This window comes from Variovorax sp. CCNWLW225 (genome assembly GCF_037204045.1).
Taxonomy (GTDB): domain Bacteria; phylum Pseudomonadota; class Gammaproteobacteria; order Burkholderiales; family Burkholderiaceae_C; genus Variovorax.
In genome coordinates this window covers 441,377-465,230 of the sequence record NZ_JBBCBV010000001.1, presented here as the reverse complement: position 1 = coordinate 465,230, position 23,854 = coordinate 441,377, and the positions used below count along the sequence as shown (strand labels likewise).

Here is a 23,854-nt window from a genome sequence, read left to right as displayed (position 1 = left end):
TCTATCAAAGAACATCTCTGACAACGGCGATGTCGTCGCGACAGGCTTAGTCTTCCTCTCTCGCGGCGCCGAGGCATCGCCTCCTCATCGATCCTTAGAATCAATTCGGCTTTCGATAGGCAGGCGGACGACTCGGCCGACGTTTGGCACGGCTCCAAGATCCTTGAGCGAATCTCCGACCGACTTGTACTCCCTCCAAAACCGTTCGAGTGCAGCGGTTCCTCCGGCAAGCTGTACTGAGCGAATGAGAGCGGCGTGAGCTGCGACTAGATGCCGCACTTGGTCTTCGAGGTGTTTTACTCGCTTTGTCCTTTCGGAGAGTCTTTCGGATGTGCTTCTCGAGGAGACCTGCTCTGCGGCAGCACTTGCTTCTCGCTGTTGTCGCTGCGCATGCTCAATCAGCGACTTTCGCGACTCATTTCGAGTGAAGGCAGATGCGTTCTTCAACAATGAATGACGTCGGGCCACCTCGCGTACCGTGACCGCGATGTTGTCGCGAAGTAACTGGTCGAGCACACTGGACAGTTCCGAGTTGTTGGCATCGAGCAGCTTTCTCATGAGAACAAATCCTTCGGGCCCGCTGCATGGTCCGCACCATCGGGAAATAGGATTTGGCTTGGTTGCGCATCCAGTGCGGCAGATACGCCTGCAATAAGGCGCTCGGCGTGAGATATCTGGTTCTTTCGTCCGGTCGTGTAGAGCGGCCTCTCCGCAGCGGCCTCGCGCATGGCAATGAGATTAGCCTTCAGTTGCCGCAAGGTAGCGACATGTTCAGTGTTGCCACTCGCTGCGAAATGCTTACAGTTGTCAAAGCACTTCAGATGCCGAGCACATGGATTCACTGCAAAACTGGTCGTGCAAAAACCATAGGGCGTCACATGGAACCCGTCTGAGTTAGCGGCTAGATAGCGGAATGCTGCGCTGTCTCCGTGTTCCACTTGGATCGTCTTGAAAGACCGACCAATATGACTTTTGGCAGCCACTCCGGATACCACCATCTTCGCAACGAGCTCCTGCGGGCTTCCGGCGGCGATAACAGCGGAGGCTGCTTGAGGAAGGCTCACGAAGCGAAGGCGTTCGGCAAGCGACCGATGATCATATTCGTAGCTCTGTGCTACCGTCTTCCGTCCGAACTGATGAGTGATCGCTGTGTCGGGTACGTTCTGCCTAAACAGCTCCGTGTTCATCAGATGTCTCAATGAATGAGGCTTTAGAGACATTTTTTCCGCGCCTTCCGCCCGCCCGTATTTTTTGAAAAAGCTCACGGAACCGCTTCCCCTGCTTCGACCAAGTGCGTTGTACAGACGCGGCAATGTGGGGGTTTTTATCTGAACATCTGAGGATAAAAGATCCGAAAGAGGATAGGGAGCAACCTCTCCCACGGTGAGGAAGAGCCGTTCAGCAGTAGTCACTGAATGGCCCGAGGCAGTAAGGAAGGAGCGGATGTCGGAAGTAGGGTGTCGATGCGGCTGCTTCATCTGAGTCAGCAAGACCGCGCGCAGCGAATCCGTCGCGCTGATTGCCAGCTCGACCGCTCTCACCACAAGCTTTTCGAAGGCAGCAGGTACCCATTGAAACTCTTCGACCAAGAGGCCCGGAGCACTTCGCTTTCCAGCGAAGTAGCGTAGCCTCAAAGACCGACCAACGCCACCCACTTCGCCGGCGGGCAGCCCAGTCACGTGATCCAGATGGTTGTGCCATAGCAGGCAGTCTTTAGGCAAAGTGACGACTTCTTCGATCCGAAGTCCAGTCATGATCACAATGCGCAAGATGAAGAACCGCATCGCGTCGTTGTGTGAAACCGGATCTTCTTGAAAAGCTATTCTCGTGAGTTCAAAAAGTGCGTCTTGGTCGGGCAACTTTTCGCCTGATAGACGAGCTCCGAGGGATTCGAGGAGTGGACTTCGGTCTCGCTTGCGCGATGCCGGTCGAACAGGGCAGTGCCTGGACAGGAGGTTCTCGTCGATGTACTTGCCAACCATGCCAATGTCACGTTTCGCTTTATCGCTCCAGTCTCTGAGAGAAATCATTGCATCAAAATCTTCTCCTCTTAGATCCCAAGGCATGCGATTAGTTGTTGAGAACAGACGTCGACATGCCATAGCAAGTATTTGGGCGCTGTCTGCTGAGCGTCCTCGTCTGCACTGCTCGACGATGATCGCTTTTATGAAGTCTTGAACTTCTGGTGACAGTGACGCTCCGATCGGAAGACGCGCAATCGACCAACCTGCGGCTATCGCATCGCAACGCAGATCGTTATCGATACCGAAACCACCTGTGCCTGCCGTGTATCGCTGGTGGCTACCATTCAGACGTCTTAGATCCCAGTTAGTCCCGTCTATCGCATTACCTTCCTCGTCGATTGAGATCTTCCAGGTCAGCCCAACGATCTCGGCCTTCTTGCGTTTGTCAGCGATGTACTTGATGTAGGCAGTGGAAGCAGTAGGCTGCGCTGTGGTGAGTTCGTTTGCCTTCATCGTTCATCTCCTCCTAGCTGATCGATCGTGGCCAGTGCTTGCTGCGCTCCGGACAGAGCAGCAGTGAGTTGTCGATAGGCAGGATTTGCATCAGACAGTCCGCGGAGCAAATAGACTTGGATTTGCTCGCGCATGCCCGCTATTGCTTCTTCATGCGATCTTCGATTGAGCGCCGGCATAAATTTGGGGCAGCCATAGCAGGAGGTCACGGGGTTGTAGCTACAGCTCCCCTGGCCGACTTTGCAAATTCCCACGCCGGTAACCAAGCGACTACCGACCACCGCGCCTACTTGTTCGTCTTCTGAAGCCGCGCTGAGTTGCTCAACAGAGATAAATGTCTTGTCTGCAAGCGTCCTGATCGACGTGTAGAGCTTGGATGCTCCGAGGGCCGAATTGATCAGGTCAGCTTGCTTAAGACTCGCTTGTATGTACGTCCGAGCGGAATGTTCATAAGTGTGCCCCAGAAAATGTTGGATGCTCTTTCTACTGTGACCAGCGTCGGCCAGGGTCTGGGCCGCTGTATGTCGTAGCGCGGGGGCAGTACACGTGAGTCGGAGCTTGAATTGCTTGCAAGCGGCCTTGGCATTGCTCCAAAGCGCAGTTGAGTCGCTAGTGCGAAAGAGGCGCGAGCGGCTATCGGAAATAGCAGAACGGTGGAGCCGGGAGATCAGGGGTACCCACTCCGGCTTAACTTGACGAAGGATCTCGAACTCGTTCCCATGCTTCTGCTTTGCTGCGTGAAACGAGACGACGCACGCGAAGTCGCCGGATGCGTCCGTGAAGAATTGCACATGCTCAGTTCGTAGGCACAAGACCTGAACAGGTCGAACTCCATGCTGAAAAATTAGGCTTAGTCCAACCAGCCCCTCTATATTCGCGTCGCATAGATCATTTGATAGAGAGGCGGCGTCGAGTACATGTGCGATCGCACCTTGAAGATCGGGGGATACAAGTTCCGCTCGACTTAGTCGAATGGCAGTACGACGCTGCACCTGTTCATTAGCCCGAGTATCCAAGCTCGAAACGAGCGAATAGAACTTTGTTTTCCAATGTCCGACCTCGGCCTTGCAGGTGACCTTCAGGATTTTCTTGACTACCCAGCTTTGCCGAACCGACATGGGAGTCTTTTCCCAGGCGCTCCTTATGTTTTCGGGCGACGTTCGGAGCATCCGCTCGACCATTTTCCAGTCTCGAACAACGACTGCGGCTAGCTTGACGATCTCACCCGGCGAGCTCTGCGTGAGGAGTACGAGCCTGCGCTGCAAGACACCCAGATCGCCGTGTGCAAAAGAAAAGGTTCTTTGTCCTCCCTTGTGCAGTATGTTCCATTTTGATTCGCTCCCGCTAATTGTGCAGGTCTGGTCGACATACTTGTCATAGACCCGGATTGTCTGAGGCGCGACCGGCCAGTTCCATCGCCATATGGGTAGCTTTCTCGCATTCTGATCAGCTCGCGACGGAGATAATGGAGCAGGCGATGCAGTCATTTTCCGGTTTCTCGTAGTAGGTTTACCTTGGTGTCGAACAAGAGGTTCCAAGTGCGAATAAGGTCGTCCTCAATCGCAGCTCTCGCGTAGTGCTCGGGCATTGAGGAGGAATACGACCAACCGAAGAACGCTCTCATGCGCTGTAGTGCTAGCTCTCGATTTGAGTCCAGCGCCATGAACATTGAATATCGCGCAGTGGCGCATGTATGCCGTAGGTCGTGCGGGGAGACCGTCTCCTTGCCGCCGGTCCGCTCGGAAAAGTGTGCACGCGCCTCGTCAGTTAGTGCCCGGGTGAGTTTTTGGAAGAGCTTCGTAACCGATTCCGCCGACAAGGGGGTCCCGGTTTTCGATGTGAGAAGAAACCCATGTGGTGCTGTTGTCTGCCTATGCACGGCTACGTAGTATTCGAATAAGTCCGCTAAGCCGGCGGAGATCGGAATCTGCCTGTGCGCGTGAGCTGTCTTCAGACTAGGCCTAGTCGTACGATCATCAGTCCCAAAGTGCGTGGTGACGTTTAGCCAACTCACCAGTTCGCGTGTATTAGGGTCTACATCGCTTTTGGCGGAGTCGGCTTGGAGAAGAAGAATCTCCCCGCGCCGGAGTCCTCCTAATAGAAGTAGATTGACTATCAGCCAGTTTCGCCATTTCGTAGCCTCTCCTTTGAACGGATTTCGTAATGAGTGCGGATCTGCGATCGAGAGAAGGTCTGTGACAGTCAAAGTAGGAAGTGCTCGAACGAACTGAAAGTGGCCATACCGCGAATGGCGCATCTTTCCCATGCCGAAAAGCAGCGAGGAAAGCGAACTCCAAGCATCGCTCGAGGTTGCCAAGCGACGGGCGAGCACTTGAACAAAGCCTCTGACGCAATCCCAGCGTTGCACCGCACTCGTTGTGTAGTCCGGATCGGCGGTCAGATCGGCGTAGAAGGCTTCCACGAATAGCTGCGTCCGAGCCGCGTCGTGAATGGAGATTGCATCGTCGAAGGAGTCCGAGCCGAACCGCTCGTCACAGTAGATGTAAAACGCATCGATGTGGCGAAGCCGTAGCTTGAGCGTGTTCTCGGATAGGGCTTGCCCCTGAACACTCAATGACCACGCGGTTGCCCAAAACCGAGGCATTGACCGTCGTCCATCGACTATCACGAAGGGGGGGAGAGCCTCTGTACGGACTAGCATGAAACGCAACGCATTGGGGTTACCTCTTATGGAGCGTGGTTTGGTCCTGGCTCAAAAGCAACAAAAAAGTGTACCTATTAAAGTTCGACGGGTATCGCCTGCTCGCACGAATCGACGCGAATAAAGACGTGCAGCTCATCACGCGCAACGGGCACCACTGGAGCAGCCGCATGCCGCAGCTGGTGCGCGCCATCAAGGGCATGAAGCTCAAGCCCGGGTGGCTCGACGGCGAGATCGTGGTGCTCAACGAATCGGGAAGCACCGACTTTCAAGCCTTGCAGAACGCCTTCGACAAGGAGAAGACCAGCAACATCGTCTACTTTCTTTTCGACCTGCCGTACTACGACGGCTTCGACCTCACGGGCGTGCCGCTCATCGAGCGCCGGGCCTTGCTGCAGTCGCTGCTTGCCAAGGCGCCGCCTGAAATCCGCTTCAGCGAAATCTTCGATGCGCCGCCCGAAGACATCGTGGCTTCGGCCTGCAAGATCGGGCTGGAGGGCGTGATCGGCAAGCGCAAGAACAGCACCTATGCGTCGCGCCGCTCACCCGACTGGATCAAGCTCAAGTGCTCGCGGCGACAGGAGTTCGTGATCGGCGGCTATACCGATCCGAAGGGCTCGCGAGTGGGTATCGGCGCATTGCTGATCGGCGTGCACGACGAGAAGGGCGACCTCGTTTATTCAGGCGCGGTGGGCGCGGGCTTCAACGGCCGCACCCTCAACGAAATGCTCGAAAGGCTGAAGCCGCTCGGCACCGACAAGCGCCCGTTCAAGGACCCGACCGAGAACGACCGCCGCGCGCATTGGGTCAAGCCGGTGCTGCTGGCCGAAGTCACTTTTTCGGAATGGACGAAAGACGGCCACGTGCGGCACCCGGTGTTCCACAGCGTGCGCACCGACAAGCCCGCCAAGGCCATCATCCGCGAGAAGCCGCTTCACCAGCCGAAGGCCAAGGCGGGGAAAGAGGCCAAGCCCGTGCCGGATGCCGGGCCCGAGCCCTCGGCCACGATGCCGGCCAACTTCAAGGTCTCGAATGCCGATCGCGTGGTCGACCCGACCACCGGCATCACCAAGGTCGAGGTGGTGCGCTTCTACGGCCTTGTCGCGCCGCTGATGATGGAGCACCTGAAGAGCCGGCCAGTGTCTTTCGTGCGTGCGCCGCAGGGCATCAAGGGCCAGCTGTTCTTTCAGAAGCACCTCGACGAGGGCCAGATGGCCGGTGTGCGGCAGCTCGATCCGGCGCTGTGGCCCGCGCACCCCGAGCTCATCGAAGTGGCCAACCCCTTGGGGCTGTTGAGCGCGGCGCAGATGAACGTCATCGAGCTCCACACCTGGAACGCCGTGAAGACGCTCATCGGCAAGCCCGACCGCATGACCTTCGACCTCGACCCGGGCGAGGGCGTCGGCTGGCCCATGGTGCTGCAGGCGACGGAGCTGATGCGCGTGGTGCTCGACGAGCTCGGCCTGCCGTCTTTCTGCAAGACCAGCGGCGGCAAGGGGCTGCACGTGGTCGTGCCGCTCAAACGGCAGTACGACTGGGACACGGTCAAGGATTTTTCGCAGGCCATCGTGCGGCACATGGCCCGCACGGTGCCGCAGATGTTCGTCGCCAAGAGCGGGCCGAGCAATCGCGTCGGCCGCATCTTCATCGACTACCTGCGCAACGGCTTCGGCGCCACCACGGTGTGTGCATGGTCGGTGCGTGCCCGTCCGGGCATGGGGGTGTCGGTGCCGGTGGAATGGGCCGAAGTGCCAACGCTTGCAAGCGGCGCGCAGTGGACGCTCCGAAACATCCATGCCCGGCTCGACCGCGGCAACGACCCGTGGGCCGGCTATGCGAAGGCCGCGATCAGCCCGGGTGCCGCGATGAAGCGGCTCGGATTCGAGCCCGCAAAGCTCAGAGCTCGATGAAGGCGGAGGTGGCCTTGTTCAGCGCCAGCATGCCCTTGGCAGTGATCGATTCCACTTGGGCGAGATGGCGTATGGCGCGGTCGTCCGGCGCATGGCCGGAAGACGGCGGGATGAAAGCAGTCACCAGCTCGGCCGCACGCAGCACGCGCACCCTGTCGATATCTGCTGGCGTGTGGACGACGTATGGCAATTTCTGTTCGGCGATGACTCGAAGAAACTCCATGGACATGAGCCGTCTCCTTGTCTAGATGGCGGTACAAACATTTTGCGGAAAAAATCACGTTTGTGCCTAATCCCTGCGCCGCACACGACTTTTTGATGTGTACTGAAGTGTTCGTTTTTGCCCGAAGGTGAAACGAAGGTGCTGATTCCGGTGGCGACTGAAACCGCTTACCGCGAGGCCTGCATCGGCGCCGGGCCCCGGTCGGCGGGAAGAATTTGCCATCGCGCGGCGTCGATGCCCTCGAACGCCGTTGCGTAGCGCTCGGCAGCACTGCTTTCACCGGTTACATCGCGTATCGCGATGCTGTCGATGCGGCTGGGATGGGCGCGCGCCACCTGCCCATAGATTTCAGGATCGCTCTCGCCCGAATCGCCCACCAGCATGAACCGGCGGTGCGGGAAATCGGCCAGCAACTGCTCGATGATGCCGAGCTTGTGCGCGCGCGAATCCTGGTCGCCCGGAATCAGCGTGCGCCAGCTCGTGCTCTCGCGCAGGTGCATGCTGCCGCTGGGAAAGCCGGCATCGCGAACGAAGTCGGCCAGCGCGGGGTAAAGCTGCATCGGGCTGGCCGAGAGATAGTGGAACCGCGTGCCCGGCGTTTGCGACAGCGCGCGGTAGTAGGCCGCCATGCCGGGCGCCGCCTCGAAGCGCCGCGCAAACGTGTTCAGCAGCATCTCGCGCCGGTCGCGCACCTGCGTGCGCTTGATGGTGTCGTCGATGTCCGAAATGATCGACAGGCCCTCGGCGGGAACGATCAGCGCCTGGCCCCTGAAGCGGTGCAGCAGTTCGCCCGGGCCGGTCACGGCATGGAACTTCAGCCATTCGTCCGAAGGCGATGCCTTGGGTGCGTCGATCACGATCCGCATGTCCATGCGGCCGTTGGCGCCCGAAGGCGGCGAGCTCACGCGTGCGGGGCTGCCGTCGAAATCGATGTCGAACACCTTGCCTTCTTCCGACTCGGCATGGAACAGCGCCGTGCGCTGGTTGAAGCGCAGGCGCGCCGCGGGCGAGAGCTTGTTCAGGCTCAGGCCCAGGTAACGCGCGAAGGCGGCGTTCAGGCCCCAGCGCCGCTCGGGCTCGTACACCCAGGCGTGAATGTCGACCTCGAACCGGCCGTCGCTGGTGGGGCGCGCCGTGCCCGGCATGAAGAGCGCCTCTTCATCGGGTTCGAGCCGCTCGGCCGCCTGCAGCGCACGCATCGGCGCCAGGCCGCAAAGCAGTGCGGCGCCGGCCAGGAGGGAACGACGCCGCATCGGCGGGACAGCAGGGCGTTGTCGGATGCCGCCGCTCATGCCTTGGGCGATCCCACGCGTTCGTAGGTCACGAAGCTGAAGTGGAGGCCTTCCTTGGCCGAGACGTGCGGCTCGCGCTTTGTCTCGCGCCACTGCGCAGGGGAGAGTTCGGGCGCGTGCGCATCGCCTTCGTAGTCGTGCGCGAGCTCGGTCACCACGGCGTACTGCGCGAGCGGTTCGGCTTCGGCATAGATCTGCGCGCCGCCGATCACCCACACGTCGGGCACCTGCGATTCTTCGCACAGCGCGAGCGCTTCCTGCAGGCTGCCCACGCGGTGCGCGCCTTCGGCTTTCCAGTCGTCCTGCCGTGTGATGACGATGTTGTGCCGACCTGGCAGGGGCTTGAAGCGCGGCGGCAGCGAATCCCAGGTCTTGCGGCCCATGACGACCGGCGCGCCGGCCGTCTGCTGCTTGAAGTGCACCATGTCTTCGGGCAGGTGCCACGGCATGGTGCCCTTGGCACCGATCACGCCGTTGGCGGCGCGGGCGAAGATGAGGTGCAAACGCGGTGTAGGCATATCGGGCGGAGCAGTGCGGTCACACAGCCACGGGCGCCTTGATCGCCTCGTGGTGCTTGTAGTCGAGCATTTCGAAGTCTTCGTACTGGTAGTCGAAGATCGAAGCCGGCTTGCGCTTGATGTGGAGCGTAGGGTACGCGTAGGGCGTGCGGCTCAGCTGCAGCGCCACCTGCTCGGCGTGGTTGCTGTAGATGTGGCAGTCGCCGCCGGTCCAGATGAAGTCGCCCACGTCGAGATCGCATTGCTGCGCCACCATGTGCGTGAGCAGCGCATAGCTCGCGATGTTGAACGGCACGCCAAGAAAAATGTCGGCGCTGCGCTGGTAGAGCTGGCAGCTCAGCTTGCCGCGCTCGCCGGGTGCCTGCGGCGGCGCCACGTAGAACTGGAAGAAGGCGTGGCAGGGCATGAGCGCCATCTTCGAGAGCTCGGCCACGTTCCACGCGCTCACGATGATGCGGCGCGAATCGGGGTTGGTCTTCAGCGTCTTGATGACTTCGGAAATCTGGTCGATGTGGCCGCCGTCGGGCGTGGGCCAACTGCGCCATTGCACGCCGTACACGGGGCCCAGGTCGCCGTCTTCGCGCGCCCACTCGTCCCAGATGGTGACGCCGCGCTCCTTGAGCCAGTTGTTGTTGCTGGAGCCGGTTAAAAACCACAGCAGTTCCTGGATGATGGACTTCAGGTGCACCTTCTTCGTGGTCACCAGCGGAAAGCCTTCGTTCAGATCGAAGCGCATCTGGTGGCCGAACACGCTCTTGGTGCCCGTGCCGGTGCGGTCGCTCTTGAACACCCCGTGGGTGTCCACGTGGCGCATGAAATCTTCGTACTGGGAGCGGACGGGGCGGGCGGTCGAGGTCATGTTGGGAATTTTACGGGGCGGCGCTAGCATCGGCAGATGACCGGCCCCGACCACTCCCATGACCACTCCCACAACCACAGCGAACTCGGCGAAATGGACCTGCGCGTGCGGGCGCTGGAAAGCGTGCTCACGCAAAAGGGCTATATCGACCCCGCCGCGCTCGACGCGCTGATCGACACCTATCAAACCCGCATCGGGCCGCGCAACGGGGCCAGGGTGGTGGCGCGGGCCTGGGTCGACCCAAACTTCCACGACTGGCTGATGGCTGACGCCACGGCCGCCATTGCTTCGCTCGGCTATACCGGCCGCCAGGGCGAGCACATGGTGGCAGTGCAGAACACCGACGAGCAGCACCACATGGTCGTCTGCACCCTCTGCAGCTGCTATCCCTGGCCGGTGCTCGGCCTGCCGCCCACCTGGTACAAGAGCGCGCCATACCGCTCGCGCGCCGTGAAAGACCCGCGCGGCGTGCTGGCCGACTTCGGCACGGTGCTGCCCGAGACGACGCGCATCCGCGTCTGGGATTCGACCGCCGAGGTGCGCTATCTCGTGATTCCGCAGAGGCCCGCCGGCACCGAAGGATGGAGCGAAGACGAACTCGCCAGCCTCGTCTCGCGCGATTCGATGATCGGCACGCGCCTTGCCGATGCGCCAGCTGCCGCAAGGAGCGCCGCATGAGCTACGTGACGCAGGCCGACCTGGGCGGCCAGCCGGGCTTCGGGCCGGTCACGCCCGAGCCCGAGGGCGAACTCTTCCACGCCGGCTGGGAACCGCGCGCGCTGGCGCTCACGCTTGCCATGGGCGCAACCGGCTCCTGGAACATCGATGCGAGCCGCGCGATGCGCGAGACGCTGCCGAACTACCGCGACCTGAGCTATTACCAGATATGGCTTGGGGCGCTCGAGCAACTGATGCTGCAGCGCGGGCAAGTGTTTCCCGACGAGATCGCGACCGGCGAGATGCGCCATCCGGCCGCGCCGGTCGCCCGCGTGCTGCAGGCCGCGAACGTGCCCGCGGTGCTCGCCAAGGGCTCGCCCACCGAGAGGGCCGCAGCGGGCCCTGCGCGCTTCACCGTCGGGCAGGCCGTGCGCATGCACATCGGCAAGGCCGACCATCACACGCGGCTGCCCGGCTATGTGCAGGGCAAGCGCGGCACCATCGAACATGTTCACGGCGCGCATGTGTTCGCGGATGCGAATGCGCAGGGCCTCGGCGAACAGCCGCAGTGGCTCTACACCGTGGTTTTCGAGGAAGCCGAGCTCTGGGGCAATGCGGCGCCGCGCCAGAACCTCTCGGTGTCGGTCGATGCGTGGGAAAGCTACCTGGAAGCTTCCGCATGAAGATCGACATGCCACCACTCGCGCTCGCACCCGGCATGCCGCGCGATGCCGATGGCCCGGTATTCCGAGAGCCATGGGAAGCGCAGGCCTTTGCGATGACGCTCGCGCTGCACGAGCGTGGCCTGTTCAGCTGGGTGGAGTGGGCCGAAGCGCTTGCGGCGCAGATCTCCGACGCGCAAGCCGCTGGGGACCCGGATGCTGGCGACACTTACTACCGGCATTGGCTCGCCGCGCTCGAAGGCCTGGTGGCCCGCAAGGGTGCGAGCTCGGGCGACGAACTCGCGCGCTACCGCCACGCCTGGGACCACGCGGCCGACCGCACGCCGCATGGCCAGCCGATCGAGCTGCGCGGCGAAGACTTTCCACGTTGAGGGTTTTGTCTTGCTCCTTCCCCCGTTGGGGGAAGGTTGGGATGGGGGCTGCCCTTCGCATTCGTCGCAGCGCGGGGTTGAAGGCCGCGTGCCCCCACCCCGGCCCTCCCCCGGGAGGGGAGGGAGAAATATCCGCAGGCCCTAAACGCGGATCACGCGGCCCGGGTTCAGGATGTTCTTGGGGTCGAGCCCGCGCTTGATGGCGCGCATCATCTCCAGCGCCACGGGCGACTTGTGCTTCTCGAGCTTGTCGACCTTGAGCGAACCCACGCCATGCTCGGCCGAGAACGAGCCGCCGAACTTCTCGACCGCGTCGTACACCAGCGTGTTGATGCGCTCTTCCTCGTTCTTCAGGAAAGCCTTGGTGTCGATGTTCTCGGGCGCCTGCACGTTGTAGTGCAGGTTGCCGTCGCCCAGATGCCCGAAGTTGACCAGCCGCACGCCCGCAATCTCGCGCGCCAGCAGCGCATCGGTCTCGGCCACGAAGGCCGGAATGCTTGACACGGGAATCGAGATGTCGTGCTTGATGTTCAAGCCCTCTTCGGCCTGCGCGAGTGGAATGCTCTCGCGGATGTGCCAGAGCTGGTGCGCCTGCGCAAGGTTCTCGGCCACCACCGCGTCGGTCACGCAGCCGTCTTCGAAAGCCGTTTCGAGCAGCGCCTCGAAGCGCGCGCGCGCATGGTCTTCGGATTCGTTGTCGGAGTTCTCCAGCAGCACGCAATACGGCACGGCCTCATCGCCGATGAAGGGCACGCGCAGTTGCGGCATGTGCTTGTCGACCAGGCTCAGCGCAAACTTGCCCATCACCTCGAAGCCGGTGAGGCCCGAGCCCAGGTGCTTGTGCGCAAGGCCGAGCATCGTGACCGCGTGGTCGAGCGATGGCACCGCGGCCCAGGCCGTGAGCTGCGCGGCGGGCAGGGGGTAGAGCTTCATCGTCGCTGCGGTGATGATGCCGAGCGTGCCTTCGCTGCCGATCATCAGGTCGCGCAGGTCGTAGCCGGTGTTGTCCTTGCGCAGGCCGCTGGTGCCTTCCCAGATTTCGCCTTGCGGCGTGACCACTTCGAGGCCCAGGCACAGATCGCGCGTGTTGCCGTAGCGAACCACCTGCGTGCCGCCGGCATTGGTTGCAAGGTTGCCGCCGATGGTGCAGCTGCCCTCGGCGGCAAGGCTCAGCGGGAACAGGAAGCCTTGCTTCTCCGCCGTCTCCTGCAGCGTCTGCAAGATGCAGCCGGCCTCCACCGTCATTGTGAGGTTGGCCGCGTCAACGGTGCGAATCGCGTTGAGCCGCTGCAGGCTCAGCACCACCTGCGTGCCGCTGTCGTCGGGAATGGAGCCCACTGCCAGCCCGGTGTTGCCGCCCTGCGGCACGATGGCCGTGCCGGCCGCGGCGCAGGCCTTGACCACGTCGGCCACCTGCTGCGTGTTGGCGGGCCGCACCACGGCCAGCGATTTGCCGCGCGCGCGCTTGCGCCAGTCTTGCTCGTAGGCGGCCAAGTCGCCCTCGTTCAGCACGTGCTGCGCACCGACGATGGCGCGCAGCTGGTCGATGAGGGGAGCGGAAGAAGAGGTCGTCGTTGACGTCATTGAGCGGAAGCCTCCAGTTGGCGGGCAGCCTTGGCATTGCGAAGGCGCAGCCGCACATGCCAGGCGCAGGCGGCAAAGAGCATGAGGCACAGTAGCACCTCGACCAGCGCGAGCACTTGCCCCACGCCGTTGGTGTCGCTCCACGCGCGCACCACGCCCTCGGTGAAATAAAGCCAGATCATCAGGCTGACCCAGCGGTAGGTGTACATGCGGTTCTTGTAGAGCCCCGCAAGCGGAATGACAAGCGGCAGCACCTTCAGCGCCAGCAGAGAACCGCCCGGCCGCAGCGGCGCGAGCCACAGCTCCCAGGCCAGCCCCAGCACGATCAGGCCGACGACGCTGCCCACGGCAAGCCAGCGGGTGGCGCGGACGGAAGAAGAGGCCTGCGGCGTGATGATTTGCATGGAGTGAACACCGCGGAACTGGCGACACGGAGTGTGCGAAGACGAGGAGAGGGATCGGGTTCTTATGATACCGGCCATGAATCGTCGTCAGCTGTGGAGGGATCTTTCGCGTTTTCCGTGGGGCAACACCGCGGCGGTGCTGGGCGAGCGTTTTCGCGAAGACCGCCTGGGGCTGACCGCCAGCAGCCTTACCTTCACCACCACCATTGCGATGGTGCCGTTCTTCACCGTGGCGCTGGCGCTCTTCACGGTGTTTCCGATGTTCGCCAAGCTGCAGGGGCGGCTGCAGCGCTGGTTCATAGAAAGCCTGATTCCGGACAACATTGCGCGCCAGGTGCTGGGCTACCTGAACCAGTTCTCCAGCAAGGCCGGCGGGCTGGGCATCGCGGGCCTGGTGGTGCTGCTGATTACCGCTATCGCGTTGATCCTCACCATCGACAAGACGCTCAACAACATCTGGCGGGTGCGCTCGCCGCGGCCGCTTGCGCAGCGCGTGCTCATCTACTGGGCCGCCATCACGCTTGGCCCGCTCATCCTTGCGGTGAGCCTGTCGACCACTTCTTATGTGTTTGCCGCGTCGCGCGACGTGGTGGGCGGAAGCATCCTGAAGCTGTTCTTCGACACCTTCGAATTCGTGCTGCTCGCGGCGGGCATGGCGTCGCTCTACCACTACGTGCCCAACACCAATGTGCGCTGGTCGCATGCGTGGGCCGGCGGCTTCTTCGTGGCCGCGGCCATCGAAATTGCCAAGCGCGTGCTGGGCTACTACCTGAGCCTGGTGCCGACCTATTCGGTGCTGTACGGCGCCTTTGCCACGGTGCCGATCCTGCTGGTTTGGATCTACGTGGCGTGGGTCATCGTGTTGCTGGGGGCGGTCATCGCGGCCTATCTGCCCAGCCTGCTGACCGGCGTGGCCCGCCGCGGCGGCCGGGCGGGGTGGCCGCTGCAGCTGGCCATGGAAGTGCTGCAGCACCTGGCACGCGCGCGCGCCACGCCGGCCAAGGGCATGGGCGCGACCGAGCTCGTCACGCGCATGCGGGTGGACACGCTGCAGCTGGTGCCGGTGCTCGAAACCCTGGTGGTGCTCGACTGGATTGCGCCGCTCGCCGAAGAAACGCCGAACGAAGACCCGCGCTACGTGCTGTTGGCCGATCCGTCCACGCCGATCGAACCGCTGCTCAGGGAGCTGCTGATGCCGCGCGCCGAGCCACTCGAAGACCTGTGGCAAAAGGGGCCGCTGCGATCGCTGCGTCTGGGCGACGTGCTCCTTATTTAGTAGCGGTCAGATCTTGACCCTGCCCAGCCAGATGTCGCGGTACATCGCCCAGTCGCCCATGAACGAATAGAGCGGGCGCTTGAACGAGGCGGGCCGGTTCTTCTCGAAGCCGAAATGCCCGATCCAGGCAAAGCCATAGCCCGCCACCAGCCCAGCCAGCAGCCAGAGCGGATCGCGCGTGACCACCAGGGCCACCAGGCACACCAGTGAAATGGTCGAGCCCACGAAGTGCAGGCGCCGGCAGGTGCGGTTGGCGTGCTCGGTCAGGTAGAACGGGTAGAACTCCGCAAAGCTCTTGAAACGTCGCGGATCGACAGCAGATTCCGGGGCAGTCGTGGTGTTCATCGTGCGAGTCTCCTGGGCGCCAAAGGCGCTTTGTTCATAATAGCCACGACCTTCCGGCCGCACCACTGCGGTTTGTATTCACACTTTCACAGCATCAGCTTTGAGCGCTCTTCCCGCCGCCCCCGAATCCGCCGAGCCGGCCGGCGCCGCGCCATGGGTCGTGTGCCTGTGCGCTGAATGGTGCGGCACCTGCCGCGACTACCGTCCGCTGCTGGAGCAGGTGGCGCGGGCGCATCCGCAATTCCGCTTTGCGTGGGTCGACATCGAAGACCACGCCGAGATTGCCGATGCGTTCGACGTGGAAACCTTTCCGACGCTGCTGATCGCCGGTGTCGAGGGCACCCGCTTCCTGGGCCCGCTGCTGCCGCACGCCGAAACGCTCTCGCGCATGCTCGGCGCGCTGCAGGCGCCGCAGCCTTCCAGCCTGGACGTCGACCTGCTGCTGGCCGTGCTCGAGAAGCGGCCGGCTGAATTCGCGGTCTGACCTTACCCCGGCGCGCCGGAACGCGCGCGCCCCAGCTTGCGCCGGCCCGCGCCGGCAATGGCATTCACCATGTGCCGCACGAATTCTTGCGCCAGCGGTGTGAGCGTTCGGCCTTCGAGCGCCAGCACCTGTAATTGCCGCTGCTGCAGCGGCGCCTCGGCAAACGGGCGCGCCACCACCTCGCCCGCGTCGATGAGGTGCGTCACTGTCAGGTGCCCGGAGAGCATCACGTCCGGCGTACGCAAGAGCGGCAGCAGCACGGATGAAAAGTTGCTGACGAAGATTGCGCGGTACTGCAGGCCCTGCAGGCTGCACGCCTGGTCGAACAGCTGCCGTGCGGTGACGCCCTTGTCGCCCACGGCCAGCGGGTAGCGCACGGCATCTGCAACCGACACCACGCGCTGCCGCGACAGCGGATGGTCCGGGCGCAGCACCGCGAACACGGGTGCATTGGCCGAATGCTCGATCTTCAACCCGGGCTCCGGCGCCACGACGTATTTCAAGGCGATGTCGGCCTCTCCGCGGGCAAGCAGCGCGCTCACACCATCGGGCGAGCCCACATGCAATTCGAGCTGTGTGCCCGGATGCGACGATTCGAAGCTGCGCATGAGTTGCGGCATGAAGTGCGCTGCGAACCCTTCGGTACACGCGGTGCGAATGCGGTGCGCGCTGCGGCCGCCGAGGTCGCGCACCTGTTCGAAGACCTGTTCGATGTCGAGCTGCGCATTGCGCAAATGTGCCGCGAGCCGCTCGCCGGCTGCGTTGAGTGCCATGCCGCGTGCGTGGCGCTCGAACAGCGGCGTGCCCAAGCTGTCTTCAAGCTTGGCGATCTGCCGGCTGACCGCGGACGAGGCCACGAACAGCCGCGCCGCCGCCTGGCTGACCGAGCCGCTGCGCGCCACCTCGAGGAAGTGGCGCATCGGAATGCTGAGAAGCGGTGGTGCCATGAGGGGTCGAAGCCTTGCCTTGAAGGCAATGGTAGCTTGCCAAAACGATGCTGGAAGCATCGCTCTCCAGGCCTTGTACTTGCTGCACCCCACGGACACAGGAAAACTCTTCATGCAACGTACCGACAGCCTTGCCGCTGCCGCCGCCTATTTCGACGACGGCGGCTTCTTCGCCGACCTGCAGCGGCGCATCGCCTTTCGCACCGAAAGCGACACCGGCGCCGCCACGCCCGCACTCGGTGCCTACCTGCGGGAGGAACTGGTGCCGCCGCTGATTGCGCTGGGCTTCGAGTGCGAGATCGTCGAGAACCCGGTGCCCAGCGGCGGGCCGTTCCTGATTGCGCGGCGCATCGAAGACCCCGCATTGCCCACCGTGCTGAGCTACGGCCACGGCGACGTGGTGAGCGGGCAGGACGCGCATTGGGACGAAGGCCTCGGGCCCTGGGCGCTCACCGTGCGCGGCGACCGCTGGTACGGGCGCGGCACGGCCGACAACAAGGGTCAGCACACCATTGCGCTGGGCGGGCTGGCAGCTGCGCTGCGCGCGCGGGGCGGGCGCCTGGGCTACAACATCACCTGGCTGGTCGAAACAGGCGAAGAGGCCGCGTCACCGGGCCTGCACGCGGTGTGCGAGCAGCAGCGCGACAAGCTGCGCGCCGACCTGTTCATTGCCAGCGACGGGCCGCGCGTGAGCGCCGAGCGGCCCACGCTTTTTCTTGGCTCGCGCGGTGCCGTCAACTTCAGCCTGCGGCTGCGTGCACGGGCGCGGGGTTACCACTCGGGCAACTGGGGCGGCGTGCTCGCCAACCCCGCCACGGTGCTGAGCCACGCGGTAGCCTCGCTGGTGGATGCGCGCGGTCGCATTCTGGTCGATGCCCTGCGCCCGCCGGAAATTCCGCAGGGCGTGCGCAAGGCGCTGGCCAATATTGGCATCGGAGGCGGGGCCGACGACCCCACGCTGGACGAAGGCTGGGGCGAGCCTGGTCTGAGCCCCGCGGAGCGGCTCGTGGCGTGGAACACCATCGAGGTGCTCGCACTCGGCGCCGGATCGCCCCAGCAGCCGGTGAACGCGATTCCCTCCGAGGCGGTCGCGCATTGCCAGTTGCGTTTCGTGGTCGGAACGCCGTGGCGAGACTTGGCGAACATCGTGCGCGCGCATCTCGACACACACGGCTTCGGCAACGTCGAGGTGCAGGTCACGCTCGAGGGCGCTGCCACGCGGCTCGATGTGGAGAACCCCTGGGTCGACTGGGCCCGGCGCTCCATCGAGCAAAGCAGCGGCCAGCGCATCGACCTGCTGCCCAACCTCGCGGGCTCGTTGCCCAACGACGTCTTTGCCGACCTCCTGGGCTTGCCCACGCTGTGGGTGCCGCATTCCTATCCGGCTTGTGCGCAGCATGCGCCCAACGAACACCTGCTGGCGCCACTCGCGCGGGAGGGTCTGCAGATCATGGCGGGCCTGTATTGGGACCTGGGCGAACCGGGGCTCGCGCCGTGGGCGGCCGAGAAAAAACAGCACGCCGCCTCCTGATTTTTCTTCTTGGACGAACCATGAAAACTGCTCTTTCCCATACCCTTCGAAGCCTGCTGGCCTGTGCTTCGGCCTTCATCGCCCTGCATGCGCCCGCACTCGCGCAGGACGCCTGGCCGGACAGGCCCGTGAAGCTGGTCGTGCCCTTTCCGCCGGGCGGCGGCACTGACATCGTCGCGCGGGCGATGGGGCAGGGCTTGTCGGAGCGGCTCGGCCAGCCCGTGGTCATCGACAACAAGCCCGGCGCCTCCACCATCATCGGCACCGATGCGGTCGCCAAGGCCGCGCCGGACGGGTACACGCTGCTGCTCTCGGGCTCCACCAGCTACAGCGTGAACCCCGCGCTTCGCGCCAAGCTGCCCTACGACCCGGCGCGCGATCTCGCGCCCATTGCCATCGTCGCGCGCACGCCGCTGGTGCTGGTGGTGGGGGCCGGAACGCCATGGCGCTCGCTGCCCGAGCTCATTGCCGCCGCCAAGGCCAAGCCGAAGAGCATCCGCTACGCAACCTTCGGCGCCGGCTCGGGGCCCCACCTGGCGGGCGAATTGCTCGCGTTGGCCGCGGGCATTCAGCTGCAGGACATTCCGTACAAGGGCAGCAGCCAAGGCTCGATGGCGGTGATCGGCGGCGAGATCGAGATCGGCATCGACACCGTGGCCGCCGTGGCGCCGCATGTGCGCTCGGGCAAGCTGCGTGCGCTGGGCATCGTGGGCGCGACGCGCTCCAGCATGCTGCCCGAGGTGCGCACCCTGGCCGAACAGGGGCTGCCAGAAGCGACCTTCGACGCCTGGTACGGCTTTGCCGCGCCGGCTCGCACGCCGGCACCGGTGCTCGACAAGCTGGCGCGAGCGGTCACCGCAACCATGAGCAGCCCGGCCTTGCAGGCCCAGCTTCGCACGCAAGGCATGGAGCCGGTTGCAATCGGCGCGGCGGCGTTCCGCAGCCAGATGGAGGGCGAGATCTCGCGCTACCGCGCGCTGGCCCATCGCGCGGGCATTGCGCCCGAATAACGTTGGCTCAGGCGGGCGTGCCGACGAAGTCGCGCAGCGCAAACAGCACTTCGTCGGGTGCCTCGCTCATCAGCGAGTGCCCCGCATGCACCGTGACGACTTTGCCCTGCTTCGCCTTGCCGGCGAGTGCCTTGGTGGCGCGCGGCGGCGTCATCTGGTCGGCATCGCCAAGCAGGAAGAGCACCGGGCATTGCACGGCTTCGATGGCTTGTTCGCCGTTGGCGTAGTCGTTGCAGGCCTTGAAGCCGATGTGGAACACGTTGGCGCTGCGGTTGCTCGCGAGCACGCGGCGCATCAGCGCGCGCGAGCTGCCGTAGAGCCACGTGCCGGGGCCTAGCGAGGAGGGCGGCGGTGCAAGCAGCGAGTGCGAGAAGTTGTTCACCATGGTGATGGCACGCTGCGGATCGTTGAGGGCGCCGTCGAGCAGTGCGGGCGACACGGTCATCGGGTAGGCGGTGCCCACCAGCGCAAGATGCGTAACACGCTCGGGCGCGCGTGCGGCGGCTTCGAGCGCAATGAGCGAGCCGAAGCTGTGGCCCACCAGCGCAGCCTTTTGCACGCCGGCGGCGTCGAGCAGCGCAATGACGAACTGCGCGGCCTCTTCCACGCTGGCGGGTGGCGGCCCCTCGCTCTTGCAATGGCCGGGCAGGTCGAGCGCGAGCACGTTCCAGCCGTGGTTGGCGAACCAGCGGCTTTGCAGGATCCACACGCTGTGGTCGTTGAGCACGCCGTGGATGAACACCACGGTGGGCTTGTTTGCATCGAAGGCTTTGCCGCCTGTGTAGCAATAGGTGCGGTGATGGTTGACATCGAACGTGCTCATGCGTGTTCCTCGGTTCCTGTCTCAGTCGATTTCTGCGTCGGATTCATTGGGCTGCCGCACGTGCCCAGCGATCGAGGCGCTTTATCGCGCGCTCGAACAACTGGCTCGCCGCCCGGGCAAGCGCCGCGTCGCCGGGCTCGATGTGGCGTCCGCTGCCCGCGCCGTCCTGCAAGCCGTAGATCGGATACGCAGCAGTGCTGTCGGTAGCTGGCACCACCTGGTAGATGAAGTGGTACGGGTCATATGCCAGGTCGGGCAATGTGGGGTCGGTGTCGAGCTTGCGGTCGATCGTCAGGCTTACCCATGTGGCGCCGGCATCGTTGATGTTGGGCCCGATGCGGCAGGTGCCGAGATTGATGTCGCGGCTATGGTCCACGCCCAGGCTGTGCAGCTTCTCGATGGTGGCAACAATGCGCTCTACCGTGATGCTGCCGGTGAGCTGCTGCCACGCGGCGTTGGCTTCCGCCACGCGGCGCTGCAGCTCGGGCCACACGGGCGGCAATTGCGTCGGCGGGATGTCTTTCCATTCCGCTGGCGGTGCGTGGCCCGTCGGGCTGTGGGCCAGGCACAGCCGCTGGCTCGATCCCTTGCCGCGAAGACGGCCGAATATGCCGGGCTGTTCGCTCAGCACGCCCAGGTGCCAGGTGGGCACAGGTGCAGGGCTGTCGCCGTCGGTTTCATGGTTGCCTTGGCGTATCTGCACGTAGATCGGCTGATTCCCGATTTCCGATTCGCCGTTCTTGCGTAGTTCGAACTGCCAGCCGCTTGCTTCGGGCTGCAAGCGCAGCACCGCATAGCCGTCGTTCAGGGCCAGCAACTCGGTCCAGCCCAGCATCGTTGCGACATCTGGTGCATGGCCGTCCGGCAGCGCGGGCTGCTCGGCGGCAGGCGTATTCAGGGCCTGCGCGCAACGCTCGGCCTGGGCTTCATCGCCCAGCAGCCGCCAGGCCTGGGCGAGGTGCTGGCACAAGCCATCGCTCAGGCGATCGCTTGCGAGCAGCTCGCGCGTGATCTGTTCCACCCGCGGCCGCTGCCCCAGTTTGGCGGCAGCCTTGGCCGCGAGCGCCATCAAAGCGACACGGCGCGTCTCGGCGGGAATGTCGGCAATGAGCTCCTGCAGGGGCGTATTCGCCTGCGCATTGCAGTGGGCCAGGACCTCGAGCACCTGCGCCGGCTGTTCCAGCTGGTCGTAGGCCCAGGCCACTTCGTCGGCCAATTGTTCGGCCGGCCACTGGCTGCCGAAGGTGTGGTTCAGCACCTTCCACGACTCGACGGCACCAGCCCATTGCCCGCTGCGGGTCTGGCAGTTCAGCCGCCCATGGTATTGCTCCCAGAACGGCGACACCGCCCAGCCCTTCTCGTGCCAGGGGATGGCTTCGGCAAAGCGCTCCTGCCGGTAGTAGCCGTTGATCGCGAGGTTGTTGCACAGCATCGCGTAGATGTGAGGTTCGGCGTCCAGAGGGCCGCCTTCGCCCGTGGCGAAGTAGTGCTCGAAGCGCGCCGCGCCGAGCTCATAGGCCTCGGCCTCGACCGCGCTGACGCGTGCAAGGTGGATGGTGTTCGTATAAAGGCCTTCGCGCTCCTTCAGCAATTCGACCACTTCGGCAAACTCGCATCCCGCGCTGTAGTAGTCGCCGCCGCCCAGGTTGCGGTGCTCGGCCCAGCGGATGCCCTCCAGGTCGAAGGGCTGGCCCATCTTGTAGTCGAGCAGCACGCGCCAGACCTGTGCACGCGGGTCCGGCACCTGCGCCATGTAGGTGTCGAGGTCGGCCGCAGCGCCTTCGAGGTCGCCGGCGTACTCGCGCACCCGGGCACGGATGCGCAGCGCCGCTGGCAACCCACCGGTACGCTCGTACATCGCTGCGATGGCGCGCGCGTGGCCCTGCTGGTCGGGGTCGTCGGCCTCGGGGAGGGAGGCGCGCATCAGTGCGGTCCAGACCCAGTGATGGGAATGGTCCTCGCCGAGCGAACGCAGGCGTTCGACGATCGGCTGGATTTGCCTGTCGAAGCACTCGCCGGCCTTGAACATCGCGTCGTGATAGAGCCGGCCGGCCACGTCGTGCTCGCCGTCTTCCCAAGCCCAGTCGGCCGCCTCGTACCAGGCGGCAGGCAAGGCGATGGAGCCCAGGCGGGCCACCGCCTCGAGGATCAGGGCGCGCGATTCGGGGCCGCGGCCCAGCCGGCGTGCCAGGTGGGCCTGCTCGTAGAGCGAGAAGCCGGCCTCTTGCCAGTGGTGGGGCGTGCGCGGCCGGGTGGCAAGCAGCGCGGCGCGCTGGCGCTCGTACATGTCCATGGCTTCGTCGCCGCGGTCGAGTGCGCCGAGCAGGCGTGCCTTGCGCAGCAGCAGGCCGGCGTCGCCGGGATGCTGGCCCAGCGCGTCGTCGGCCATTGCCAGTGCGGCTTCAAGCCGGTCTTCCTCGTGCAGCGCGTCGATGGATTCAATGGATGCCTCTACGCTCATGCGGCTTTCTCCGCAGCCTTCAGCGCCCGCTTCAGGTCGTCGATCAGGTCCGCCGGATCTTCAAGACCGATCGAAAGCCGGATCGTCCCTTGCGAAATGCCCGCACCCGCCAGCGCCTCGTCGGTCATGCGGAAGTGCGTGGTGCTGGCCGGGTGGATCACCAGGCTGCGGCAATCGCCCACATTCGCCAGGTGGCTGAAGAGCTTGAGCGCCTCGATGAATGCCTTGCCCTGCGCGCGGCTGCCCTTGATGTCGAAGCTGAACACCGCGCCCGCACCGCGTGCGCCGTGGCGCAACAGCTTTTGCGCCAGCGCGTGGCTCGGGTGCGATTCGATCAGCGGATGGCCCACGCGCGACACGAAGGGGTGGCTTGCGAGAAATTCGACCACCTTTTGCGTGTTGTCGATGTGGCGCTCCATGCGCAGCGGCAGGGTTTCGATGCCCTGCAAGATCAGCCAGGCGGTGTGCGGGCTCATGGAGGCGCCGAAGTCGCGCAGGCCTTCGCGCCGCGCGCGCAGCAGGAATGCACCGACCGTGCTCTCCTCGCTGAAGACCATGTTGTGAAAGCCGTCGTAGGCCTGGGTCAGCTCCGCAAATTTGCCCGACTTTTCCCAGTCGAAACTGCCGCCGTCGACCACCACGCCGCCAATCACGGTGCCATGGCCCGAGAGGAACTTGGTAGCCGAGTGGTAGACGAGGTCGGCGCCCCAGTCGAAGGGCTTGATGAGGTAGGGCGAGGTGAGCGTGGAGTCGACCAGCAGCGGCACACCGGCTTCGTGGGCAATGTCGCTCACCGCCGGAATGTCGAGCACGTCGAGCCCGGGGTTGCCCACGGTTTCGCCGAAGAAGAGCTTGGTTTCGGGGCGCACGGCGGCACGCCAGCCGTCCAGGTCGCCGGGCTTCACGAAGGTGGTTTCGATGCCGAAGCGCCGCATCGTGTAGTGCAGCAGGTTCTGCGAGCCGCCGTAGAGCGCGGTGCTGGCCACAATGTGCGAGCCCGCGCCCATGAGCGTGGCGATCGAAAGGTGCAGCGCCGCTTGCCCGCTGGCGGTGGCAATGGCGCCGATGCCGCCTTCGAGCGCCGAAACACGCTGCTCCAGCACCGCATTGGTCGGGTTGCTGATGCGCGAATAGACATGGCCCGCGCGCTCCAGGTTGAAGAGCGCGGCCGCATGGTCGCTCGACTCGAAGACGAAAGAAGTGGTGAGATGGATCGGCACCGCCCGCGCGCCGGTGGCGGGGTCGGGTGCGGCGCCGGCGTGCAGCGCCAAAGTATCGAATCCGGGGTCGGAATAGCCGGGCATGAGGACCTTTCTGGGTTCGTTCGCAATGCCCCG

Annotated in this window: 23 protein-coding genes; 8 read left to right on the top strand and 15 right to left on the bottom strand. The window is 64.1% G+C overall.

Features of this window, described 5'->3' with window-relative positions:
- Nucleotides 1–84: 84 nt before the first annotated feature.
- From V9L20_RS02350 to V9L20_RS02335, 4 genes are read right to left on the bottom strand one after another with little or no spacing between them, the layout of a single operon-like run.
- Nucleotides 85–558, bottom strand: a complete 474-nt coding sequence (locus tag V9L20_RS02350; protein WP_337295334.1) for a hypothetical protein — start codon at nt 556–558, stop codon at nt 85–87.
- Nucleotides 555–2,477: a hypothetical protein gene (locus tag V9L20_RS02345; protein ID WP_337295333.1), complete on the bottom strand. Its 1,923-nt coding sequence runs from the start codon at nt 2,475–2,477 to the stop codon at nt 555–557. Before V9L20_RS02345 ends, V9L20_RS02350 begins: the two co-directional genes overlap by 4 nt.
- Nucleotides 2,474–3,964: a site-specific integrase gene (locus V9L20_RS02340; RefSeq protein WP_337295332.1), complete on the bottom strand. Its 1,491-nt coding sequence runs from the start codon at nt 3,962–3,964 to the stop codon at nt 2,474–2,476. Before V9L20_RS02340 ends, V9L20_RS02345 begins: the two co-directional genes overlap by 4 nt.
- Nucleotides 3,961–4,734: a tyrosine-type recombinase/integrase gene (locus tag V9L20_RS02335; RefSeq protein ID WP_337295670.1), complete on the bottom strand. Its 774-nt coding sequence runs from the start codon at nt 4,732–4,734 to the stop codon at nt 3,961–3,963. Before V9L20_RS02335 ends, V9L20_RS02340 begins: the two co-directional genes overlap by 4 nt.
- 440 nt (nt 4,735–5,174) lie before the next feature.
- Between V9L20_RS02335 and ligD the strand changes: the two genes are divergently transcribed.
- On the top strand, nt 5,175–7,049 hold the full coding sequence (gene ligD, locus V9L20_RS02330) for a DNA ligase D (protein ID WP_337295331.1): 1,875 nt from the start codon (nt 5,175–5,177) through the stop codon (nt 7,047–7,049).
- Here the strand turns inward: ligD and V9L20_RS02325 are convergent.
- From V9L20_RS02325 to V9L20_RS02310, 4 genes are all read right to left on the bottom strand, one after another.
- Nucleotides 7,036–7,278 (bottom strand): hypothetical protein, encoded by a 243-nt coding sequence (locus V9L20_RS02325; protein WP_281149893.1) that lies wholly within the window; start codon nt 7,276–7,278, stop codon nt 7,036–7,038. The two genes, ligD and V9L20_RS02325, sit on opposite strands and share 14 nt — an antisense overlap.
- A gap of 161 nt (nt 7,279–7,439) precedes the next feature.
- A complete protein-coding gene (locus V9L20_RS02320; protein ID WP_337295330.1) occupies nt 7,440–8,525 on the bottom strand; it encodes a phosphatidate phosphatase App1 family protein in 1,086 nt (361 codons plus the stop codon).
- Between the two features lie 35 nt (nt 8,526–8,560).
- Nucleotides 8,561–9,082 carry a dihydrofolate reductase gene (locus tag V9L20_RS02315; protein ID WP_337295329.1) on the bottom strand — a complete coding sequence of 174 codons (522 nt, stop codon included), beginning with the start codon at nt 9,080–9,082 and terminating at the stop codon, nt 8,561–8,563.
- Between the two features lie 19 nt (nt 9,083–9,101).
- Entirely contained in the window at nt 9,102–9,941 is an 840-nt protein-coding gene (locus V9L20_RS02310; protein WP_258505100.1) for a thymidylate synthase, read from the bottom strand.
- Nucleotides 9,942–9,977: 36 nt separating this feature from the next.
- Between V9L20_RS02310 and nthA the strand changes: the two genes are divergently transcribed.
- Genes nthA through V9L20_RS02295 form a run of 3 tightly spaced genes read left to right on the top strand, consistent with a single transcriptional unit; the run spans nt 9,978 to nt 11,652 of the window.
- Nucleotides 9,978–10,619: a nitrile hydratase subunit alpha gene (gene nthA, locus V9L20_RS02305; RefSeq protein WP_337295328.1), complete on the top strand. Its 642-nt coding sequence runs from the start codon at nt 9,978–9,980 to the stop codon at nt 10,617–10,619.
- The gene (nthB, locus tag V9L20_RS02300) at nt 10,616–11,281 is read left to right on the top strand and encodes a nitrile hydratase subunit beta (protein WP_337295327.1); all 666 of its coding nucleotides are present in this window, start codon (nt 10,616–10,618) and stop codon (nt 11,279–11,281) included. Before nthA ends, nthB begins: the two co-directional genes overlap by 4 nt.
- A complete protein-coding gene (locus tag V9L20_RS02295; protein ID WP_337295326.1) occupies nt 11,278–11,652 on the top strand; it encodes a nitrile hydratase accessory protein in 375 nt (124 codons plus the stop codon). Before nthB ends, V9L20_RS02295 begins: the two co-directional genes overlap by 4 nt.
- A gap of 141 nt (nt 11,653–11,793) precedes the next feature.
- Here V9L20_RS02295 and V9L20_RS02290 read toward each other — a convergent pair whose 3' ends face one another.
- Both V9L20_RS02290 and V9L20_RS02285 read right to left on the bottom strand, forming a co-directional pair.
- Nucleotides 11,794–13,236: an FAD-binding oxidoreductase gene (locus tag V9L20_RS02290; RefSeq protein ID WP_337295325.1), complete on the bottom strand. Its 1,443-nt coding sequence runs from the start codon at nt 13,234–13,236 to the stop codon at nt 11,794–11,796.
- Nucleotides 13,233–13,640 (bottom strand): DUF2069 domain-containing protein, encoded by a 408-nt coding sequence (locus V9L20_RS02285; RefSeq protein WP_337295324.1) that lies wholly within the window; start codon nt 13,638–13,640, stop codon nt 13,233–13,235. The genes V9L20_RS02290 and V9L20_RS02285 overlap by 4 nt, the downstream gene beginning before the upstream one ends.
- A gap of 64 nt (nt 13,641–13,704) precedes the next feature.
- On the opposite strand from V9L20_RS02285, the gene V9L20_RS02280 reads away from it, so the two are divergent.
- Nucleotides 13,705–14,916, top strand: coding sequence for a YihY family inner membrane protein (locus V9L20_RS02280; RefSeq protein ID WP_337295323.1), 1,212 nt, complete (start codon nt 13,705–13,707; stop codon nt 14,914–14,916).
- Nucleotides 14,917–14,922: 6 nt separating this feature from the next.
- Here V9L20_RS02280 and V9L20_RS02275 read toward each other — a convergent pair whose 3' ends face one another.
- Nucleotides 14,923–15,261: an Mpo1-like protein gene (locus tag V9L20_RS02275; protein ID WP_337295322.1), complete on the bottom strand. Its 339-nt coding sequence runs from the start codon at nt 15,259–15,261 to the stop codon at nt 14,923–14,925.
- A 100-nt stretch (nt 15,262–15,361) separates the two neighbouring features.
- Here V9L20_RS02275 and V9L20_RS02270 point away from each other — a divergent pair, with 100 nt between their 5' ends.
- A complete protein-coding gene (locus V9L20_RS02270; protein ID WP_337295321.1) occupies nt 15,362–15,745 on the top strand; it encodes a thioredoxin family protein in 384 nt (127 codons plus the stop codon).
- A gap of 2 nt (nt 15,746–15,747) precedes the next feature.
- Here the strand turns inward: V9L20_RS02270 and V9L20_RS02265 are convergent, their stop codons facing one another.
- Complete coding sequence (locus V9L20_RS02265) at nt 15,748–16,692, bottom strand: LysR family transcriptional regulator (protein ID WP_337295320.1); 945 nt, start codon at nt 16,690–16,692, stop codon at nt 15,748–15,750.
- Between the two features lie 112 nt (nt 16,693–16,804).
- Here V9L20_RS02265 and V9L20_RS02260 point away from each other — a divergent pair, with 112 nt between their 5' ends.
- Nucleotides 16,805–18,223: a M20 family metallopeptidase gene (locus V9L20_RS02260; RefSeq protein WP_337295319.1), complete on the top strand. Its 1,419-nt coding sequence runs from the start codon at nt 16,805–16,807 to the stop codon at nt 18,221–18,223.
- Nucleotides 18,224–18,243: 20 nt separating this feature from the next.
- Nucleotides 18,244–19,233: a Bug family tripartite tricarboxylate transporter substrate binding protein gene (locus V9L20_RS02255; RefSeq protein ID WP_337295318.1), complete on the top strand. Its 990-nt coding sequence runs from the start codon at nt 18,244–18,246 to the stop codon at nt 19,231–19,233.
- A 7-nt stretch (nt 19,234–19,240) separates the two neighbouring features.
- On the opposite strand, the gene V9L20_RS02250 is transcribed toward V9L20_RS02255, so the two are convergent.
- The 3 genes from V9L20_RS02250 to V9L20_RS02240 are packed head-to-tail and all read right to left on the bottom strand — an operon-like array spanning nt 19,241 to nt 23,821.
- The gene (locus tag V9L20_RS02250) at nt 19,241–20,056 is read right to left on the bottom strand and encodes an alpha/beta fold hydrolase (protein WP_337295317.1); all 816 of its coding nucleotides are present in this window, start codon (nt 20,054–20,056) and stop codon (nt 19,241–19,243) included.
- A gap of 43 nt (nt 20,057–20,099) precedes the next feature.
- Nucleotides 20,100–22,517, bottom strand: a complete 2,418-nt coding sequence (locus V9L20_RS02245; protein ID WP_337295316.1) for a hypothetical protein — start codon at nt 22,515–22,517, stop codon at nt 20,100–20,102.
- The gene (locus V9L20_RS02240; RefSeq protein ID WP_337295315.1) at nt 22,514–23,821 is read right to left on the bottom strand and encodes an O-acetylhomoserine aminocarboxypropyltransferase; all 1,308 of its coding nucleotides are present in this window, start codon (nt 23,819–23,821) and stop codon (nt 22,514–22,516) included. Before V9L20_RS02240 ends, V9L20_RS02245 begins: the two co-directional genes overlap by 4 nt.
- Nucleotides 23,822–23,854: the final 33 nt, after the last annotated feature.

What these genes read in the sequence shown, in the direction of transcription:
- V9L20_RS02350 (WP_337295334.1), bottom strand. Translation starts at nt 558, where the DNA reads ATGAGAAAGCTGCTCGATGCCAACAACTCGGAACTGTCCAGTGTGCTC.
- V9L20_RS02345 (WP_337295333.1), bottom strand. Translation starts at nt 2,477, where the DNA reads ATGAAGGCAAACGAACTCACCACAGCGCAGCCTACTGCTTCCACTGCC.
- V9L20_RS02340 (WP_337295332.1), bottom strand. Translation starts at nt 3,964, where the DNA reads ATGACTGCATCGCCTGCTCCATTATCTCCGTCGCGAGCTGATCAGAAT.
- V9L20_RS02335 (WP_337295670.1), bottom strand. Translation starts at nt 4,734, where the DNA reads ATGCGCCATTCGCGGTATGGCCACTTTCAGTTCGTTCGAGCACTTCCT.
- V9L20_RS02325 (WP_281149893.1), bottom strand. Translation starts at nt 7,278, where the DNA reads ATGTCCATGGAGTTTCTTCGAGTCATCGCCGAACAGAAATTGCCATAC.
- V9L20_RS02320 (WP_337295330.1), bottom strand. Translation starts at nt 8,525, where the DNA reads ATGCGGCGTCGTTCCCTCCTGGCCGGCGCCGCACTGCTTTGCGGCCTG.
- V9L20_RS02315 (WP_337295329.1), bottom strand. Translation starts at nt 9,082, where the DNA reads ATGCCTACACCGCGTTTGCACCTCATCTTCGCCCGCGCCGCCAACGGC.
- V9L20_RS02310 (WP_258505100.1), bottom strand. Translation starts at nt 9,941, where the DNA reads ATGACCTCGACCGCCCGCCCCGTCCGCTCCCAGTACGAAGATTTCATG.
- nthA (WP_337295328.1), top strand. Translation starts at nt 9,978, where the DNA reads ATGACCGGCCCCGACCACTCCCATGACCACTCCCACAACCACAGCGAA.
- nthB (WP_337295327.1), top strand. Translation starts at nt 10,616, where the DNA reads ATGAGCTACGTGACGCAGGCCGACCTGGGCGGCCAGCCGGGCTTCGGG.
- V9L20_RS02295 (WP_337295326.1), top strand. Translation starts at nt 11,278, where the DNA reads ATGAAGATCGACATGCCACCACTCGCGCTCGCACCCGGCATGCCGCGC.
- V9L20_RS02290 (WP_337295325.1), bottom strand. Translation starts at nt 13,236, where the DNA reads ATGACGTCAACGACGACCTCTTCTTCCGCTCCCCTCATCGACCAGCTG.
- V9L20_RS02285 (WP_337295324.1), bottom strand. Translation starts at nt 13,640, where the DNA reads ATGCAAATCATCACGCCGCAGGCCTCTTCTTCCGTCCGCGCCACCCGC.
- V9L20_RS02280 (WP_337295323.1), top strand. Translation starts at nt 13,705, where the DNA reads ATGATACCGGCCATGAATCGTCGTCAGCTGTGGAGGGATCTTTCGCGT.
- V9L20_RS02275 (WP_337295322.1), bottom strand. Translation starts at nt 15,261, where the DNA reads ATGAACACCACGACTGCCCCGGAATCTGCTGTCGATCCGCGACGTTTC.
- V9L20_RS02265 (WP_337295320.1), bottom strand. Translation starts at nt 16,692, where the DNA reads ATGGCACCACCGCTTCTCAGCATTCCGATGCGCCACTTCCTCGAGGTG.
- V9L20_RS02260 (WP_337295319.1), top strand. Translation starts at nt 16,805, where the DNA reads ATGCAACGTACCGACAGCCTTGCCGCTGCCGCCGCCTATTTCGACGAC.
- V9L20_RS02255 (WP_337295318.1), top strand. Translation starts at nt 18,244, where the DNA reads ATGAAAACTGCTCTTTCCCATACCCTTCGAAGCCTGCTGGCCTGTGCT.
- V9L20_RS02250 (WP_337295317.1), bottom strand. Translation starts at nt 20,056, where the DNA reads ATGAGCACGTTCGATGTCAACCATCACCGCACCTATTGCTACACAGGC.
- V9L20_RS02245 (WP_337295316.1), bottom strand. Translation starts at nt 22,517, where the DNA reads ATGAGCGTAGAGGCATCCATTGAATCCATCGACGCGCTGCACGAGGAA.
- V9L20_RS02240 (WP_337295315.1), bottom strand. Translation starts at nt 23,821, where the DNA reads ATGCCCGGCTATTCCGACCCCGGATTCGATACTTTGGCGCTGCACGCC.